Origin of the sequence: Desulfovibrio diazotrophicus (assembly GCF_902498985.2) — a bacterium.
GTDB lineage: Bacteria > Desulfobacterota > Desulfovibrionia > Desulfovibrionales > Desulfovibrionaceae > Desulfovibrio > Desulfovibrio legallii.
Genome location: NZ_OX346397.1, coordinates 2,430,865 through 2,448,661, shown reverse-complemented (window position 1 = coordinate 2,448,661; position 17,797 = coordinate 2,430,865). Strand labels below are relative to the sequence as shown.

Here is a 17,797-nt window from a genome sequence, read left to right as displayed (position 1 = left end):
CGTAACCTTTGAGAAGATATCTTCGCAACGGTCCTCTGCGCTAGAGCAGTTAGCGAATGAAATGAGCTAACTGCTCTGCAAGGATTTTCTTGAAAATCCTTGCCACAAAATGCGAGAAGGCAGGCTTTTGCCTGCCGTAAGCGAGCATTTCAAGTGGTAAATGCTCTAGCGGACGGCTTGCGGCAAAAGCTGGGTTTCCAGGCCAGGGTCCACGGGCACCTCGCGCGAGGCCAGCACCTTATCCACCCGCACGGTGCCCGCCGGAGCGCGGCGCAAAGGCTTGACGTGGCGCACTTCAGCGTACTGGATGCGGGCGCGGGCCGCATCCTTCTGCCAGCTTTTGCCCGCAGCCAGAGAACCGGCCTGATCCAGGGTACGCGCAGGCACCTCCTGCCCGGCGTGGGCCCGGCGGATAATGACGTGCGCGCCGGGACCGTTTTCCGCGTGCAGCCAGATGTCGTGCGGCGCGGCCAGCTTGCGGGCGGCCAGGTTGCCCTTGGCGTCGCGCCCGCGCAGCAGCACAAAGCCGTCCTCACTCACAAAGACCTGAACGTTTCTGGGAGCGGCCGCCGCCAGGCCGGCCACATCCGCACTTGCGCCCGCACTGGCGGGGGCGCTGACGGGCAGGCCCAGACCGCGCGCGGCCCGCAGGGCGGCCAATTCTGCCTCCAGGGCGGCGCGGCGTTCGCCCAGATGGACCAGGCCCCGCTTGCCCCTTGCAGCCGTATGAAAAAACCGGGTCATGGCTTCCCGTACGCTGTAGCGCGGGTCCAGGGCTATTTCTCTGGCTGGGCCGTGGGCTCCGGCGCTTACCTTTACGCTGGGCGCGCGCAGATCCGCCGGCCAGCGCCAGAGTTCGGCCTGCAGGGCCAGCGCGTCGGCCCCGGCGGCACACATGCCCGTAAGGCGCGCCTCTTCTTCCCGAAGTTTATCCAGCAGGCGGCGTAGTTTGGTTTCACGGCGGCTCAGAGGCCGGTCCGCTTCTTTGGCGGCGTCCGCGGCCAGGCGCGCCAGCACTAAGTCCGCGCCCGCGCGCTCCAGAAGGGGCAAAATATCGTCCCCGCCCTGCTCCGTCACCGCTCTGGCTTGCGCGGCCTCCGCCGCCATGCGCAGGCCCTCCCGCAAGGGCGCGGGCAGGGGCCAGGCGCTGACGGCGCGGCAAGGGCCCCCTGCCAGAGCGTAAAGAAAAATATCGCCGCCCCCCTGTCGCAGGTCTTCCAGCAAGGCCCACTGTTCCGGCGGCTCCAGCAGGGCCAGGGTGCGGCGCAGCGCCGGAGTGAGCACGGGCCAGCTGCGCCAGTCCTGCAGGGCGGCGGCAAGCTCCTGCGGTTCGGGCCAGGCGGGGCGCTCTTCCTCTGGCGTGGCGTCAGGGGCAAGAAAGCGTAGGCCGGGGCCTTCGCGCAAATCCAGCACCAGCCAGGGCAGGCTTGCACTGCCCGATCCGGCGGGCAAAAGCCAGAGCTGGCGCGCCCAGTAACACGGCACACAGGCCGCCACCCGACGGCCTGCCGCGTATTTGCGCAGGCGCATGACCGCCGCCGAAGGCGCAATGCCGGCCGTAAGGCGCTGTTCAGTAACAAAAAGAAAAGGGTCTTTGCGGCCGTGCCGCAAACAAAGAAGGCGCTTGCGCCCGCCGCCAAAAAAGGTCAAGGCCAGCAGGCCCGGCGCGGGCTCCTGCAGTTTTTCCAGACGCGCGCCCTGCAGCAGAGGCGTCAGGGCATCGCAACAACGGCGAAAAAGGTGGGCATCCATAACGCCTCCCGTAAAAAAGCCGCCGCCGTGCTCCTGAAAAGCAGCGACGGCGGTCTGAGGCTGGTGCTGGCAACAAAGGTCGGGGCCGGGATGCGCTGGTCCCAAAACGCGGCGGGCACAACGGCCCCAACCGGGAGGCCCGGCTAATCGCCGCGCAGATGCTCGTCTTCTTCCTGTTTGGCTTTACAGTTGATGCACAAGCGGGTCACGGGGCGGGCCTTGAGCCGGGCGATGCTGATATCATCGCCGCATTCTTCGCAAATACCATAGGTGCCATCGTCAATGCGGGTGATGGCGGCCTGGATTTTGCGGATCAGGCGGCGCTCCCGGTCGCGAATGCGCAGGGTAAAGGCCCTGTCGGATTCCGCCGTGGCACGGTCCGCGGGGTCGGCAAAGACCTCGTTACTGTCGGTCAGTTCTTCAAGGGTGCTGTCGCCCTTTTGCTGGGCTTCTTCCAGCATCCCGGTGAGCAGCTTGCGAAAATACTCCAAATCCTTGTGATCCATATACTCCTCCGGCGGATGCCGCTGGGGGCCGCGGAATGGTCTTCAACACAATGAAACTCTATAGCGTCATACACAAAATTTGTAAAGCGCACTGCACCATCGTCATCAAAAGATACGCAACTTGTTGCAATCTGTGACGAACCAGCAACAACGCCGTGTCGCCGCTGTACTGCAAGAAGGGCCTGCTGCGGATGGATCAGTCCGCACATGCGGTTCTGGCCCGCGCCGCTGCCTTGACGGCGGCCTTGACCGTCTCCCAGGCGGGTTCACCCCAGGCGTCCTCTTGGCGGGCGGGCGTGATTTGCAGATCCCCCCTCACGCCGTCCGGCACAAGGCGCACCGCCACCGCCCCGCCCAGGGCCATAGCCTTGGGCGCGTAAGAGGCTGCGTGGGCCGCGGCCGATTCCAGCACGGGCAAGGGCCAGATCGCGCCCTTGCGGGCCAGGGCCAACGGACCAGGCAGGTCGCGCAGCCGCAAAAGCAGATCCCCCGGCCGAGCCGCCGCGGCCAGCTTTTCATTATCCGCGCTGTTGCGCCCCACGCACAGCCAGTAGGCCGCTTCTGCCGTTCTGTGCCAGAACTGCCGCCCCAGGTTGGCCAGGGCAAAGTCCGCGCCCGTGGGCGCGTCCGTCAGCGTAAGCACCTGCCAGTAGCGGCGGGCATTTTCCCGTTCCGTCAGGCGGCAGCCGCCGCCGGGGGTAGGCACTTCCCTGATGCCCATCTCTCGCGCCAGCGCCAGCTGGTCCTGCCGGCCGCGTCCCCAGATGCCCAGCAGCCGGTCCCGGTCTACCAGGCCGCTTTCTTCCAGGGGCGTAGGCGGCAGATGCAGGGCGCTCAAAGGTCGCAGCAGCACATCCCTGACCGCCGCGTCGCGCAGAATCACGTTGAGCGTGTCCCGCCGCTGGGACATGGGCCGCTGGCCCAGCACCTCGCCCGTGGCCAGACCCTGCGCGCCCACGGCCTCCATATACTTGCGGGCCTCGCGCAGCAGCAGAATCTTGCAGTCCACACAAGGGTTGAGCACCTTGCCGAAGCCGTGCGCAGGCCAGGCCCGCAGCAGGGCCGCAAAGGCCTCGCTCACGTCCTGGACCGCAATATCCAGACCGTATTCCTGCCGCCAGTGCGGCACGGATGCGGCACTGCCGAAAAAAGGCGCCGTGAAGTGCAGGCAACGCACGGTCAGACCCTGACGTTCCAGCAGCTTGGCGGTAAGCAGACTGTCCAGCCCGCCGGAAAACAGCGTGATAATTTGGGGATTTTTCATAACGTATGGACATAAAGGATGTAGAGGAGTTTTTACAACAACGCGCCCAGCCGGAACGTATGGGCGCGGCAGAGGCTTTTTGTGCGCACGCCGCCATTGCGCCCGGCAACGGCCGGCCCCGGCGCACCCCGTGTTGCATTGTGGCGCGCGACACGATACACAGCATTGCATGGCCACGCAACGTCTGCTCTTCCTCACTCCCGCTCAGGCCGTGACCGGCATCTTCCCCGCGTTACGCGACGCGGGCTTTGAACTGGGCATTGCCGAAAATCTCAAGGGCGCGTCGGCCTTCATCAGCAAATCCGGGCCGGGCATCATCTTCGCCCGCCCCACCCTGCCGGGCTTTCGTGTGGAAGACCTGCTGGCCGTGGGCGCGGAAGACCCGCACTTTCCCCCGGTCATCGTGGTGGCCGACAAAGGCAGCCCTCAGGAGGCCGAACGCCTGCTCAACCTGGGCGCGCGCGACTACTGGCTGGAACCCCTGGATGTGGAGCGCGTCAAAATCGCCGCCGGCGCCGCACGCCGCCAGCCCGCACCGGCCCCCGCCGCCTCCACCCTGGGCGGCCGCAGGCCCGTCTGCCCCCAGGGCGCGGGCCCGCGCATCGTGGGCAACCACCCCAGCATCCGCCGCGTGCTCCAGCTGGCCCGCCAGGTGGCCCCATCCCGCGCAACGGTGCTCATTACCGGCGCTTCCGGCACAGGCAAAGAAATGTTTGCCCGCTACCTGCACGCCATGAGCCCCCGCGCCGCCCGCCCCTTCGTTGCCGTCAACTGCGCCGCCCTGCCCGAACACCTGCTGGAAAGCGAACTCTTCGGCCACGAAAAAGGCGCGTTTACCGGGGCCATTGCCCGCAAACCCGGCAAGTTTGAACTGGCCGACGGCGGCACCCTGCTGCTGGACGAAATTTCAGAAATGGACCTGGCCCTGCAGGCCAAACTCCTGCGCGTGCTCCAGGAAGGCGAGGTGGACCGCGTGGGCGGCACGGAAACCCTCAAAGTTGACGTGCGCGTGCTGGCCACCACCAACCGCAACCTCGAAGAATGGGTCGCCCAGGGCAAATTTCGCCAGGATCTCTATTTCCGCCTTAACGTCATTCCCCTGCGCCTGCCCTCCCTGCACCAGCGTGGCGACGACGTGCTGGACCTGGCCCGCTTTTTCATCAATCTCTATATCCGTGAATACGCCCTCCCGGCCACAGACCTGGCCCCCAGCGCCGTGGACTGGCTCAAAAATTACGACTTTCCCGGCAATGTGCGCGAACTGCAGAACCTCATGGAACGCGCCGTGCTCCTGGCCAACGGCCGCCCCCTGGAGCCCCGCCACTTCCTTCTCGAAGACGAAGATTGGCCCCTCTTTGAAGACGAAACCGCGCCGGACCCAGCAGCCCCGGCGCCATCCCCAACCCCCACGGCCGATGCCCCGGCAGCCTCCGCCGCAGCCGGTGGCACTGCCGCTGCAACGCTCACTGCCACCGCCGGACCGGTCATCCCCCTCCACGAAATGGAACGCATCATGATCCTCAAAGGCCTGGAAGTTACCGCCGGCAACCGTACCCAGGCCGCCGAACTCCTCGGTATCTCCGTGCGCACCCTGCGCAATAAGCTCAACGAATACCGCGCCGCCGGGCATCCGGTGGAATAAGAAAGCCTTGTGGGGGGAAGGGAACTTTTTCCCGGACAAGGCAGAATTGAAACAGGAACCCTTTGAGAATAGGCATTCTCAAAGGGTCCGGCACGCGCGTTCCGGCGCTTACCCGCGCAACTGCAGAGCGCTGCTGCCTTTGCCCCTAACTTCCTTCGTTGTAACGGGCTAAGCCCCTGCATTGCAACGGCTGGAGCTATGCTTGTGTTCCAGGCGGGCGGCTGTTTGCACAACCGCCAGGACATTGCAGCATGGCAAGGCCCTAACTCCGGGGCAGCGCCGGGGCAGAGATGAAGCCCCGCCTGTTGGGCGCGGACGGCGCGGGGCGGGGGTCGCGTCCCTAGAGCATTTAACACTTGAAATGCTCGCTTACGGCAGGCAAAAGCCTGCCTTCTCGCATTTCGTGGCAAGGATTTTCAAGAAAATCCTTGCAGAGCAGTTAGCTCATTTCATTCGCTAACTGCTCTAGAACATCTGCCGCATAAGATCTTCCCCCCCCTGAGAGGTGTCCACCACGCTGCCGTCCTCGGTGCCCGGCGCTGTAGCCGAAGCGCCCTGCATGGGTTCGTCGGCCTTGAAGGCCAGCCCGTCCGCCATGACAATGCCCTCAGGCATGGTAAAGTCATCATTGGGGTAGAGGTGTTCTATAGTGCTGCGATAATACCGAAAGATGGGCGCGGCCGTGCGGCCGCCCTGCTCCAGGCGGCCCAGACTGCGCAGCTGGTCGTAGCCCACATAGACGCCCGTGACCAGATAGGGCGAAAAGCCCACAAACCAGGCGTCGTGCTCGTCGTTGGTGGTGCCGGTCTTGCCCGCAATAATGCGGCCTTCCACCTTGGCCCGGCCGCCTGTGCCCTGGTTCACCACTTCCTTGAGCAAGGTGGCCATAATATAGGCGTTCTGCGGGCTGACGGCCTGCCAGTGCTCCACGTCCTGCCGGTAAAGTTCCCGCCCGCGGGAATCGGTGATGGAGGTGATGATGCGCGGGCGCACGCCCAGCCCCTGATTGGCAAAAGCCGCATAGGCCTGGGTCAGGTTAAGGGGCGAAACGGCCACCGCGCCCAGGCTGATGGCCAGCTCCTGCGGAAAGTGCGGTTCCAGCCCCAGGGCCTTGGCCCGCTGCACCACGTTGGCTATGCCCACCTGTTGCGCCACCCGCACGGTACAAGTATTGCGCGAAAGAGCCAGGGCCGTGTGCAAGGGCAGCTCGCCCTTGTAGTTGTGCTCGTAGTTGGAAGGCCGCCAGACTTCGTTGGTATAAGGATTGACATAGACGAAGGGCGCGTCCAGCACGGTGGAGGCGGCCGTAAAGCCATAATCCAGAGCGGTGGAGTAGACCACGGGTTTGAAGCTGGAGCCGGGCTGCCGCCGGGCCTGGGTGGCACGGTTGAAGTGGCTGTCCCCAAACTGGTAGCCGCCGATAAGGGCCACCACGTCGCCGTTGCGGGCTTCCACCGAAGCCAGCGCCCCCTGCACCACGGGTTCCTGCTGCAGACGCAGGGTCACAGGCGCGCCCTTTTGGACCTGAGAGGGATCAAAGGGCTCGGAGATCTGCGTTTTGCGGCCTTTGGCATCCTTGCCCGCCCGCGTCAGGTCCGCAGCCGAAACCCAGACCACGTCGCCGGGGGAAAGCACCTGACGGACGTCCTTGACGGCCGGGGCGTAAACGCCGGCCACCTTGGGATTGGGTTTGCGCGCCCAGGACATCTGCGCCACGGGGATGACCCCGCTATAGCCCCGCCCCAGGGTCACGCGGGCCTCGCGGGCCTCCACACCCGTGACCAGGGCCTTGACCCAGCCGTTACCAGCCAGATCCAGAGGCGTAAAGGCGCTGGCCTGGATAAAGGCCTGCTGCGCGGTCGGATCCAGCTTTTGCAGGGGGCCGCGCCAGCCCTGGCGCTTGTCCAGCTCTTCCAGTCCGCGCCGCAGGGCCGCGCCGGCGGCCTCTTGCTGCACCGGGTCCATGGCCGTGCGCACTGTAAGTCCGGCCTCATAAACGTAGTCCGCGCCGTATTTGCGCGTATCCACGCCCAGAGCCTTAAGATTCTGCTCCGTAAAAAATTCAATGAGCAGGCGCCGGGCTTCTTCCAGATACCAAAGGGCCGCGCCGCCCACGCCTTCGGGCATGCTCCAGTAGACCAGGGGCTCGGCAGCGGCCTGAGCGTATTCTTCAGGCGTAATCCATTTAAGATCGCGCAGACGGCCCAGTACATACATCTGCCGGGTTTTGGCCTCTTCGGGTCGGCGGAAGGGATTGTACGTGCTGGGGGCCTTGGGCAGACCGGCAATAACCGCGCTCTCGGCCAGGGTAATGTCCGCCGCGTGTTTGCCGAAGTAGGTGCGGGCCGCAGCCTCCACGCCGTAGGCGTGTTCACCCAGGTAGATCTGGTTGAGGTAGACAGTGAGGATCTGGTCCTTGGTGTAGTCCTGCTCCACCCTGTAGGCCAGGATGGCTTCCTTCATCTTGCGGGTGTAACTGCGCTCGGAGGTAAGCAGCAGCTGTTTGATGAGCTGCTGGGTGATGGTGCTGCCGCCCTCGCCCTGCCGACCCTTGCGGAGGTTGTTGATGGCCGCGCGCAGAATGGCCACCGGGTCCACGCCCATATGCTGGTAGAAGCTGTCGTCCTCGGCCGCCAGAAAGGCCATGGGCAGATAGCGCGACATGTCCTTGAGGCCGATGACGTAACGTTTTTCATGGTACAGGGTGCCCAAAACGGAGTTGTCCCGGGCCAGAATGACCGTGGCCTGGGGCTGCTGGTACTCGGCCAGGCGGTTGAGGTCCGGCAGATCGCGCGAAGCCCAGTAAAACAGCATGGCCACGGCGGCCGTACCGAGCACGCCGCCCACAAACAGCAGACCCACCAGCCAGAGCAGGCTCTTTTTAAGCATACGACGCATTTTCATGAGCAGGCGATACCGTTTTTTGGGCCGGAGGTAAAGAAAAAGGGCCGAAAGCGCGCCCGGCGCGGCGGTGCTGGCCCGTGCTCACACCCAACGTACGCTATTCCGGCAACAGTGAAAGGGGGCTTTGCCGCTGGCGGCGGTGCGGGGTAAGCACGCTGACGCGGCAAAAGCGGCGGATATCGGCCAAAAAGGGCGAGGGCGGCAGGCACAGAGCTTTGCCGTAGAGGGCGCGTTGTCGGCAGTGGCTCACACAGAGCATGCGGGCCGCGCGGGTCAGGCCCACATAGAGCAGGCGGCGTTCTTCCGCCAGGGCGTTGTCCTCTGCCTGGTCCGCAACCGACGCGCCCTGCGCCGTGGGGCGTGCGACTGCGTCAGGGGCGGCAAACAGGCGCTCCCGACGCAAGGGCAACAGCCCGTCCTCCAGGCCCGGCAGGAATACCGCCTGGAACTCCAAGCCCTTGGAGGCGTGCAGGGTCAGTATCTGCACCTGCTCGGCCTTGCCGCGCACCAGTTCCGCCTCCTGCAGCCAGGCCAGTTGGGCAAAAAAGGCGGGCCAGGAACCGGCCTGCGCCCACAAGCGGCACAGCTGCCGCCAGGCCCGACCCTGCAGGCAGGGCTCCCCGGCCCAGGGCTGGGCCCCAAGCCAGGCGCGCATGTCCTGCGGCGCGGGAGGCGCTGCCCCCCAGGGCAGAGCAAGGGCTTCGGGCGCGTCGGCCCCGTGCCGTTCCGCCGGCACGGGCCAGGACGCAAAACCATACTGCGTTGCCAGCAGGCCCAGCAGCCGGGCGCAGGCCGCATCCTGCCAGAAGCTGTCTTCGGCGGGGGCGGCGCAGGGCACGCCCGCCTGTTCCAGGGCCGCACGCAAGGGCGGCATCTGCGCCTTGAGGCGCACCAGCACGGCAATATCGGCAGGCGTCAGCGTGCCCGCCAGGCCCGCCATGTCGTCATTCCCCGTTTGATCCATGAGGGTGTGGGCCGTGGCCCCCAGAAGCGCGCGCACGCGCTGGGCCACCCAACGGGCCTCGGCCTTTTCGTCCGGCGCGCTGAACAAGCGCAGTTCCGCCGTCAGCTCCCGCGCGGCCAGAAGCGGCCCGCAGCGGCCCGCGCCCCCCAGCAGGCCGTGGGCCATGTCCAGCACGCGCTGGCTGGCCCGGTAGCTCCGCCCCAGCCGACATACGGACACGTCCGGCCAGATGCGCCGCAAACTGTCCTCGCTCTGCCCGGCCACGCCCCGAAAGCCATAGATGGCCTGGTCCGGATCGCCGATGCCCAAAAAACCCTTACCGTCAGCGGGCAGAAGCGCCCGCAAAAGCTCCAGCTGCATGGGGGAAAGGTCCTGCACTTCATCCACCAGCACGTGCCGGGGTTTTTGCGCCTGCGACAGACGCCGGGCGTGCTCCAGCCACCAGTCCAGCAGGTCGGCATAGTCTATAAATCCCGGCGACGCGGCTTTTTTGCGCGCCGTATAACGGGCCAAAGCGCAGGCCAGGTCCGGCGAAGGATTCAGAACGCCGCCGTCCGCAGGGATACGGTCTGCGGGATTGTCCATGGGCCTGCCTGCGGCCCCCGCAGCAGGCGCGTGCGTTTCCCGCGCCAGCGCGCAGGCTGCCCACAAATTGCGGGCTTCGCGGGCCGTGAGCTCCGGATTGGCGGCGCGGAACAGCCCCAGGGCCGCGTCTTCGCCCAGCAGGGTGGGGGCTGCCGCGCCCAGCTCCGCGCGCATGAGGCTCCAGGCCAGACCGTGCAGGGTGTCACAGCGCGGCAAGGTGGGCAGCTCCGGCAGGGCGGCGGCAAGACGCTGGCGCAGCTCTGCGGCGGCGCGGCGGGTAAAGGTCACGGCCAGCAGATCTGCAGCGCGCGCGCCCTGCTCCAGAAGCCACTGCAAGCGGCCCACCAGCACACGGGTCTTGCCAGCGCCGGGCCCGGCCAGGACAAGCACCGGCCCTGGCCCGGCCCGCAGGGCCATGGTCTGCTCCTGAGAAAATGCCGGGCCGGGCGGCGGCAACGGCTCCGCCACGGCGGGGGAGGCTGCGACGGACCGCGCCGCTGCGGCGTCCTGTTGCGTTGCGTCCGCCTGCGCCGTTTTTTGGCTTTCACGGCCGCGCAGCGCGTCCTTGGCGTCCGTTTTGACCGCGCGCGGGCGGCCCGCAGGCCGGAAGCCGGGCAAAAGCGCGCCGCCGCGCACGTCGGCCAGTTCTTCGGGCGCGAACACGCGCACCACGCCGTACTGGCCGTCAAAGCCGCCCTGGCGGATGACCCGCCCGACGCGCATGCGGGCCACGGCTTCGCCCAAGGGTTCCCAGTGGGCGCGCAGGTCCGGGAGCGGCAGGCGGCAAAGGATATCCAGTTCCGGCCCCAGGGCCTGCAGCAGGGCGGCATAGCGCTCCCGCACCTTGCGGGAGGCGGGCCCTACGCCCAGAATTTCGCTCAGCACTTCGGGCAGGGGAATAACGGAGCGCGCTTCGGGCTCGCGCGCAAGCGCGGCCGGGGCTTCACGGTCGGCCAGGTCCAGCACGCGGTGCAGCACGCCCACCGTAAGGGGTTTGCCGCACACGGGGCAGATATCGCCCAGTTCCCGCGCCTCGCGCGGTTCCAGCACCACATGGCAGGCCCGGTGGCCGTCCAGATGGTACTTGCCCTCATCGGGATAAAATTCCACGGTGCCCAGGAAGCGGCAGTCCTGGCCGCTCTGGTCCTGACGCCGGGCGACGGCCCGCAGGGCCGCAAACAGGCCCGCATAGGAGGGCCGCCCCGCAAAGAGATTGGCCTCGCGCCCCAGGTTAGCCCCGGAATGGGCGTCGGAATTGGAAATGAGCGCATAGCCGTCCAGGGCGCTGACCATGCGGTTCATGGCCGGATCGGACGAAAGGCCCGTTTCCAGGGCGAAGATATGTTCAGAGAGGTCGCCGTAGCAGTCTTCCAGACGGTCAAAGCCGGATTTGGAGCCAAACAGCGCAAACCAAGGCGTCCAGACGTGCGCGGGAATCATGACCCCGTTGGGCGCGCATTCCAGCAGGATTTCCAGCAAGTCGCGGGAATCCAGCCCCAGAATGGGCCGACCGTCCGAGGCCAGATTGCCGATCTGCGCCAGCCGCAGGGAGAGGCGTTCTGCGTCCTCCAGGCTGGGCACAAAGACCAGGTTGTGGATTTTGCGCACCTTGCCCAGGCGTTTGTAGATGGAACTGATTTCGGTCTGGAGCAAGAAAAGCGGCCCCTGCCCCGCGCCCATATCCTGCGGCAGGCCCTCCAGCGCTTGGGGCGCGCCCCGCAGCCGGTACAAGCCGCTTTCCGGGTCCGGCTCCAGCTGTTCCGCCAGTTCGGCCCGCCACTGGGGGTGGGTAAAATCGCCGGTGCCCAGCAGGTCAATGCCCTTGCAGCGCGCCCAGGCCGCCAGATACCTGGGCGTGAGCGCCTTGCTGGTGGCCCGTGAAAAGCGCGAATGGATGTGCAGATCTGCAATAAATGTCATGCCCGAGCCTTATCCCAAATCCCGTTTTCGGTCCAGCCAGGGGCAGAAGCGCCGGGCCGCGGCCGTCCACTGCGGCCCCGCCTCCGTCCCCGCCGGACTCTTGCCGTCCGGCCCTTGGCCTCCGTGCGGACCAAGCATATCCGCAGCAGTTTCTTCCGGCCCGGCAAAATCCTTTTTGTCCGCCCCAGCTGTGGTCGCGCCAGTCCCGTGCTGCCTCCAGGCCTCCGCAGTAAAAAAGCCGGACCCCGTTTCGCCTGCGGCAGCCTCTTGCGGCCGCGGCGCTGTTGCTCGCACGGGGCCGCGCCCGGCGTGCAGGGTCAGCGGGGCTTCCAGGTGCAGATCGTCCGCCGCCCCTTTTTGCGCGGCCGCCAGCACCAACAGGGCCGGGTCTGCGGGATGCGCCCGCACGGGCAGCGCCAGCCGCAGGCCCAAGCCCGCAGTATGCAGGGCCCGACACAGTCGCCCCAGGGCGCGCGCGTCATAACAGCAAAAAAAATGCCCCTTGTGCCGCAAAAGCAGCCCAGCGGCCCGGCAAAAGGCTTCCAGCGCCTGCCCGTCGGCAGAGCGCAGGGCCCGTTCCCGCAGGGGATCCGGCGAAGGCCGTCCGGCCCGATCGTAGGGCGGATTGGCCAGCACTGCGTCGGCCCGGCCGCAGAGGGCCCCGCCGCCAGGGCCGGACCAATTGGCAGAATTCTGCAGACTGTCAGGGCCGGGCAGGCCGCGCAGGGCCACAGCGTCGCCCACGTCCAGGCAGCGCACGGCCAGCCGCGCCGAGAGCCCCAGCCGGACGATGTTTTCCGTCGCCGCTGCGGTCAGGGCCACTTCGCGCTCCAGCCCCAGCCCCCGCACGCGCGGACAGGCCAGGGCCGCGCCCAGCAGAGCCGCCCCGCAGCCGCAGCCCAGCTCCACGGCAAAGATATCCCGCTGCCCCGGCCAGGCCAGCAGCCGCTGTGCCGTAAAGGCCGCCAGAAGCAGGGCGTCCAGGCCGAAACGCAGGCCCCCGCTGGGCTGGACCAACCCGTGGGGGTAGAGGCCTGCCGGTTCCGTGCCCGTACCCTGCAACGTTTTTCTGCCGTTCTGCGTCACACGAAACCCGCATCGTGAAGAGAAATTGGGGCATGAGAAAAAGGGGGGGCCCCCTGTGGCGGCCGAAATACGCCTGTGGCGCGGCCTGAGGAAAGCATTTTGACGGGTGAGGCATGTGGCGGAAGGGGACTTTTGAGCGCTGCGGCCCTGGCCTGTCACGGCCTTCGCCGTAACGGGCCAAGTGCCCCAAAGTCCCCTTCCGACTGCAAAGATTCCTGCTTTTCCTTCCCCTTAGCGGGCGCCCTTGGGGAAGAGGACCACGCCGATGGTTTTAAGAATAATATGAATATCCAACAGGATGGACATATTTTTAATATAATAGAGGTCGTATTCCAGTTTGCGGCGGGCGTCTTCGGCGGAGGCTCCGTAGGGGTAGCAGACCTGGGCCCAGCCGGTAAGGCCGGGTTTTACGGAGTGGCGCACGCTGTAGTAGGGGATGGTTTTTTTCAGTTCCTGCACAAAAGCCATGCGTTCGGGGCGGGGACCGATGAAGCTCATGTCGCCCTTGAGGATATTCCAGATCTGGGGCAGCTCGTCGATGCGGACCTTACGGATAAAACGGCCAAAGCGGGTGACGCGGGCGTCGTTGGCGCTGGCCCAGACCGCGCCGTTTTTTTCGGCGTCGGCACGCATGGAGCGGAACTTGTAAACGGTGAATTCCTTTTCAAACAGGCCCACGCGTTCCTGACGGTAAATAACGGGGCCGGGGGATTCCAGGCGGACAATGAGGGCAGTGAGCAGCATGACGGGCGTGGCCGGGATGAGCAGCATGAGGGAGATGAGCATATCCAGAACGCGTTTGAGTCGGCGCAGGGAACCGCGGGTATTGAGAGAGAAGCCCTCGTTCTGGAGAAGCCATTCGTCTGTAATTTGGGAGAGGGGCAGGCGCTGGACCACGTGTTCGTAGAAGCTGCGGATATCCACCACCATACTGCCGCGCAGTTTGGCTTCCAGCAGGTCGTGGGCGATGTCGTCGTCGATGGGGGCGTCGGGCAGCAGCAGGATCATGGTGGCCTTTTTTTCCTGGGCTATGTCCAGGGCCAGAAAGGGCGCGCCCAAGCAGGGACCGGCGTCGGGGCCCTGGTCGCGCTCGCCCACATACCCCAGAATCTCGGCCTTGGGCAGGCCCTCGGCCAGGAGCTGGCGCACCTTGCCCGCGCGGTCCACGCCCACCAGGAGAATGCGCAGGGGGTGCGTGATTTTGTCGGCGTTGCAGTAGTAAAGCAGCCGCCAGCCCAGGCAGAAGCAGAAGGAGAGCGCAAAGAGCAGGACTACGGTTTCGCGGTCAAAGCGCCAGTGCTGGAAGGCGTAGGAGGCCGTTGCCGAAGAAACGATGCCCAGCAGGCAGGCCACCAGCACCCGGCCCATAGTCTCGCGGAAGTCCTCGCTGCCCACGCTGTAAGCGTCGAGGATGTAAAAAAAGAGAAGATAAAAAAAGACGGTAAAGAGCGAAGCGCCCGTGTAGTCGTGAAACACGCTCAGATCCGGCGCAATGCTCAGCATGCCGGAAACGGCCAGGGCCAGCAGAATACAGAAAAAATCCAGCGCCTGCAGCAGCGCCATACGGTAGGTACTAATCATGCTTGGCTATCCTTATGGACGGCGGGCACGCGCATGTCTTCAAGAATGCGTGCGGCCACCGTGTGGGCGTCCAGTTCGCGCAGGGCCAGCTCGCGGCCGGCGGCTCCCATGCGCAGGATATTTTGGGGCGTGGTGATGAAGGTTTCCATGGCGTCGGCCAGGGCCTGCGCATCGCGCAGGGGCGTAAGCAGACCGTTAACACCCTGGCGCACCACTTCGCGGCAGCCGGGGGCGTCGGTGACCACGGCCGGACGGCCCATGCTCATGCCCTCCATGATGGACGTGGGCGTGCCTTCCCGCCAGGAGGGCAGCACCAGCACATGGGCCGCGGCCACATAAGGGCGCACGTCGCTGGTTTCGCCCAGGTATTCGATGCTGCCCCGGGCCTCCCAGGCATTGATCTGGTCCAGGCTCACGCTGCCCAGGCCGTGTTCGGGCGGGCCCAGCACCTGAAAGCGGGCGGCAGGGTATCGGGCCTTGAGCAGGCGCGCGGCCTCGGCGTATTCCGGCAGGCCTTTGGCCTCCAGCAGACGGGCCACCAGCAGGAATACGGGCGGGCCGGCGAGCTCGCCGGTTTCGGTAAGATCGGGGAAGGGGGCCGGGGCAAAGCGGGCCGTGTCCACGCCCGTACCGCGGGCAGTAAGCACGCGGGCGCGCGGGCCCAGAATGCCCGCCTGGCGGAACACGCGGATGTCGTCCTGATTCTGAAAAAATACGCCTTCCGCGCCGGAAAGCGCCGTACGGTAAAGCAGGCAGCTCAGCTTGTTGACGGCTTTTTTAAAAAAGCTGTCGGCCTCAAAGGCATAGCCGAGACCGGTGATGGTGGCGTAAATGTGGGGCACGCGGGCTACCCTGGCCGCCATGCAGCCGTAGATGACCGGCTTGATGGTGGAGGCAAAGAGCAGATCAGGTTTTTCTTCTTTGAACAGGCGCACCAAGGCCCCCAGGGTGCGGATGTCGCTCAGGGGGTTGAGGCCTTTGCGGTCCAGAGGATAGGTGCGCACTTGCGCGCCCAGGGCCGTGAGCGCGGCCTCAGAGGCCGCATCCCCCGGCGGGACGCAACAGAGCACTTCGTGCCCGGCCCGGCGCATGTGGGCGATGAGCACGCTCCAGAAATTGCGCATGGACTTGGCCTGGTTGCCCAGAACGACGATCTTCATCCCGCTTTCCTCCAGAGCGTTGCCCTCTGTGCGGACGACGTTGCGGCAGACTTGCGACGACCTTTTGGACGGCAGCCCGGCTGCATCCGTTTTCCAACGACAGCCCGCGTCTTGGTCCCGCACGGCCGGGCGTGCAAAGCCCGGATTGGCACTGCCGTCAGCGCTTGTGCCGCAAGCCGCAAGGGCGCGACGTGGCGCATGGCCCCCAGCCTAGCAGTTCCGTGCCGTTCTGAAAAGGCCCGGCGCGGCCTTGGGGGCGTGGGCGCGGTGCGCCACGCCAAAGCCGCCAGCCCGCGCCGCAAACGCAGGACGGGGAAGGAATCCCTCCGCAGAGGGCGTCCTTCCCCGTGAAAAAAGGCTCTTGCAGCCCGGATTATTCCGCAGCCAGCTGGATGCGCTCGAAACCCGTGACAGTGAGGTCGTCGCCCACGGCCTTGGCCGTCTCGCGCACGAGGTCGTTGATGCTCTTTTTGTCGTCGCGGATGTAGGGCTGTTCCATAAGGCAGACTTCCTTCTGGAACTTTTTCACCGCGCCGTCAGCAATTTTGTCCACAATCTGGGCGGGCTTGCCCTCTTCCAGGGCCTTCTGGCGGTAAACTTCACGCTCACGCTCCACAGCGGCCTGGTCCAGGCTGGAGGCGTCAAGAGCCAAGGGATTGGCGGCAGCCACCTGCATGGCCAGATTTTTGACCAGGGCCAGCACATCGGGGTTGGTCGTGCTCGCAGCCTTGCCGCAGGTCAGAAAGACCAGCGTGCCGATCTTGCCGTTGGCGTGCAGGTAATGGCCCACCACGTCTTTGTCGCTGCTCTTGCTGTGGCGGGCAAAGCTGCCCAACTGCATGTTTTCGCCCACCGAGGCGATGAGCTGGGTCACGGCCGGGCCCATAACGGCCTCCAGAGCCGCGGCGTCGGCCGGAGCCTGGTCCAGCACGGCGCGGGCCACCTGAGCGGCCATATCCTGAAACTGGTCGCCGCGGGCCACAAAATCGGTTTCACAAAGCAGAGAGGCCAGGGCCACATGCTTGCCGTCTTCGCTCACGGCCAGGGTGACCAGGCCTTCGCTGGTGGCGCGACCGGACTTTTTGGCGGCCTTGGCCATACCCTTCTGGCGCAGCCAGTCCACGGCCTTTTCCACATCGCCGGCCACTTCCACCAGGGCTTTTTTGCAATCCATCATGCCCGCGCCGGTCATTTCGCGCAGTTCTTTTACCATCTGTGCGGTGATAGCCATAATATCAACTCCACATGCTGCCGGCCCGGGGCCGGGGTTGTGCTGCTGGTGCGGCCCGGAAGGGAGCGGGCAGGGCCCGCCCTCCGCAACCGGGCGGGGGCAGCGCGGCCATGTCTGCAAACAGGTTGCGCTGCCCCCGGAAACAGGGAAAATGCTGCGCGCCCAAGCGGGCGCGCCGTAACCTTTGCGGGAGCGCACAAAAAATGCGCACCCCGCAACGTTACGCTGCGTTATTGGACAGGCGCGGCTTCCTGCACCGGGGCCTCCTGCACGGGGGCTTCCGGAGCCGCCTCAACGGCCTTCTGCATGGCGGCTTCGGCGTCCTCGCCCTTGCTGTCCTTGCCCATGGCCTCGCCTTCCAGGCAGGCTTCGGCAAAAGCGGTCACAAACAGCTTGATGGCGCGGATGGCGTCGTCGTTGCCGGGAATGATGTAGTCGATGACGTCGGGGTCGCAGTTGGTGTCGGTCACGGCCACGATGGGGATGCCGAGCTTGCGGCATTCCTTCACGGCGATGTCTTCACGGTGCGGATCGATGATAAAAGCCAGCTGGGGCAGGCGGTCCATATTTTTGATGCCGCCCAGGGTTTCCTCCAGCTTGTGCATCTCGCGCTCCAGCAGGAGGATTTCCTTTTTCTGATAGCGGTTGATGGAGCCGTCGGCAAACATGCCTTCCAGCTTCTTGAGCCGGTCAATGCTTTTCTGGATGGTGACGAAGTTGGTAAGGGTGCCGCCCATCCAGCGGTTGGTCACATGAAACTGCCCGGCGCGGCCGGCTTCAGCGGCCACGGCCTCCTGAGCCTGACGCTTGGTGCCGATAAACAGCACCTTGCCGCCGCGGGCCACAGTGTCGACCATTTTGTCGTAAGCCACGCGGAACAGTTTGACGGTCTGCTGCAGGTCAATAATATGGATGCCGTTGCGCGCCCCGAAGATGTAGGGACGCATTTTGGGGTTCCAGCGGCGGGTCTGGTGCCCGAAGTGCACGCCGGTTTCCAGCATCTGCTTCATGCTGACGTATGCCATTGAAAAAGCCTCCAAAGGGTTGTGCTCTTCCACCCTGGCTCCAGGCCCTGCAACCCGGCCCCCCGGAACGCGTCATTGCGAAAGATCGTTACCTTGTGGAGCGCGGGGCTCCGGCAAAAGGTAAGACTCTTTTTCGCAACGCGACATTCCCCGCATGGGGCAACAACGGGCGGTACA

At 65.6% G+C, this 17,797-nt stretch carries 11 protein-coding genes; 1 reads left to right on the top strand and 10 read right to left on the bottom strand.

The window, feature by feature from the left end:
- Window positions 1-165 precede the first annotated feature (165 nt).
- The 3 genes from J7I12_RS10545 to J7I12_RS10535 all read right to left on the bottom strand — a co-directional run bounded on the left by J7I12_RS10545 (window position 166) and on the right by J7I12_RS10535 (window position 3,522).
- A complete protein-coding gene (locus J7I12_RS10545) occupies window positions 166-1,752 on the bottom strand; it encodes an NFACT RNA binding domain-containing protein (RefSeq protein ID WP_118229698.1) in 1,587 nt (528 codons plus the stop codon).
- A 143-nt stretch (window positions 1,753-1,895) separates the two neighbouring features.
- Entirely contained in the window at window positions 1,896-2,258 is a 363-nt protein-coding gene (gene dksA / locus J7I12_RS10540; protein WP_118229699.1) for an RNA polymerase-binding protein DksA, read from the bottom strand.
- Window positions 2,259-2,454: 196 nt separating this feature from the next.
- Window positions 2,455-3,522 carry an adenine nucleotide alpha hydrolase family protein gene (locus tag J7I12_RS10535; RefSeq protein WP_118229700.1) on the bottom strand — a complete coding sequence of 356 codons (1,068 nt, stop codon included), beginning with the start codon at window positions 3,520-3,522 and terminating at the stop codon, window positions 2,455-2,457.
- A gap of 169 nt (window positions 3,523-3,691) precedes the next feature.
- Between J7I12_RS10535 and J7I12_RS10530 the strand changes: the two genes are divergently transcribed.
- Window positions 3,692-5,164 carry a sigma-54-dependent transcriptional regulator gene (locus J7I12_RS10530; protein WP_118229701.1) on the top strand — a complete coding sequence of 491 codons (1,473 nt, stop codon included), beginning with the start codon at window positions 3,692-3,694 and terminating at the stop codon, window positions 5,162-5,164.
- A gap of 465 nt (window positions 5,165-5,629) precedes the next feature.
- Here J7I12_RS10530 and J7I12_RS10525 read toward each other — a convergent pair whose 3' ends face one another.
- The 7 genes from J7I12_RS10525 to rpsB all read right to left on the bottom strand — a co-directional run bounded on the left by J7I12_RS10525 (window position 5,630) and on the right by rpsB (window position 17,620).
- Entirely contained in the window at window positions 5,630-8,068 is a 2,439-nt protein-coding gene (locus tag J7I12_RS10525; RefSeq protein WP_118229703.1) for a penicillin-binding protein 1A, read from the bottom strand.
- Between the two features lie 97 nt (window positions 8,069-8,165).
- A complete protein-coding gene (locus J7I12_RS10520) occupies window positions 8,166-11,537 on the bottom strand; it encodes a UvrD-helicase domain-containing protein (RefSeq protein WP_498793668.1) in 3,372 nt (1,123 codons plus the stop codon).
- Between the two features lie 9 nt (window positions 11,538-11,546).
- On the bottom strand, window positions 11,547-12,623 hold the full coding sequence (locus tag J7I12_RS10515) for a hypothetical protein (RefSeq protein ID WP_302413117.1): 1,077 nt from the start codon (window positions 12,621-12,623) through the stop codon (window positions 11,547-11,549).
- Between the two features lie 231 nt (window positions 12,624-12,854).
- A complete protein-coding gene (locus J7I12_RS10510; protein ID WP_118229706.1) occupies window positions 12,855-14,204 on the bottom strand; it encodes a sugar transferase in 1,350 nt (449 codons plus the stop codon).
- Entirely contained in the window at window positions 14,201-15,364 is a 1,164-nt protein-coding gene (locus tag J7I12_RS10505; protein WP_302548409.1) for a glycosyltransferase family 4 protein, read from the bottom strand. The genes J7I12_RS10510 and J7I12_RS10505 overlap by 4 nt, the downstream gene beginning before the upstream one ends.
- Before the next feature lie 373 nt (window positions 15,365-15,737).
- Window positions 15,738-16,595, bottom strand: coding sequence for a translation elongation factor Ts (gene tsf / locus J7I12_RS10500; protein ID WP_118229708.1), 858 nt, complete (start codon window positions 16,593-16,595; stop codon window positions 15,738-15,740).
- A gap of 230 nt (window positions 16,596-16,825) precedes the next feature.
- Complete coding sequence (rpsB, locus tag J7I12_RS10495; protein ID WP_118229754.1) at window positions 16,826-17,620, bottom strand: 30S ribosomal protein S2; 795 nt, start codon at window positions 17,618-17,620, stop codon at window positions 16,826-16,828.
- Window positions 17,621-17,797 lie beyond the last annotated feature (177 nt).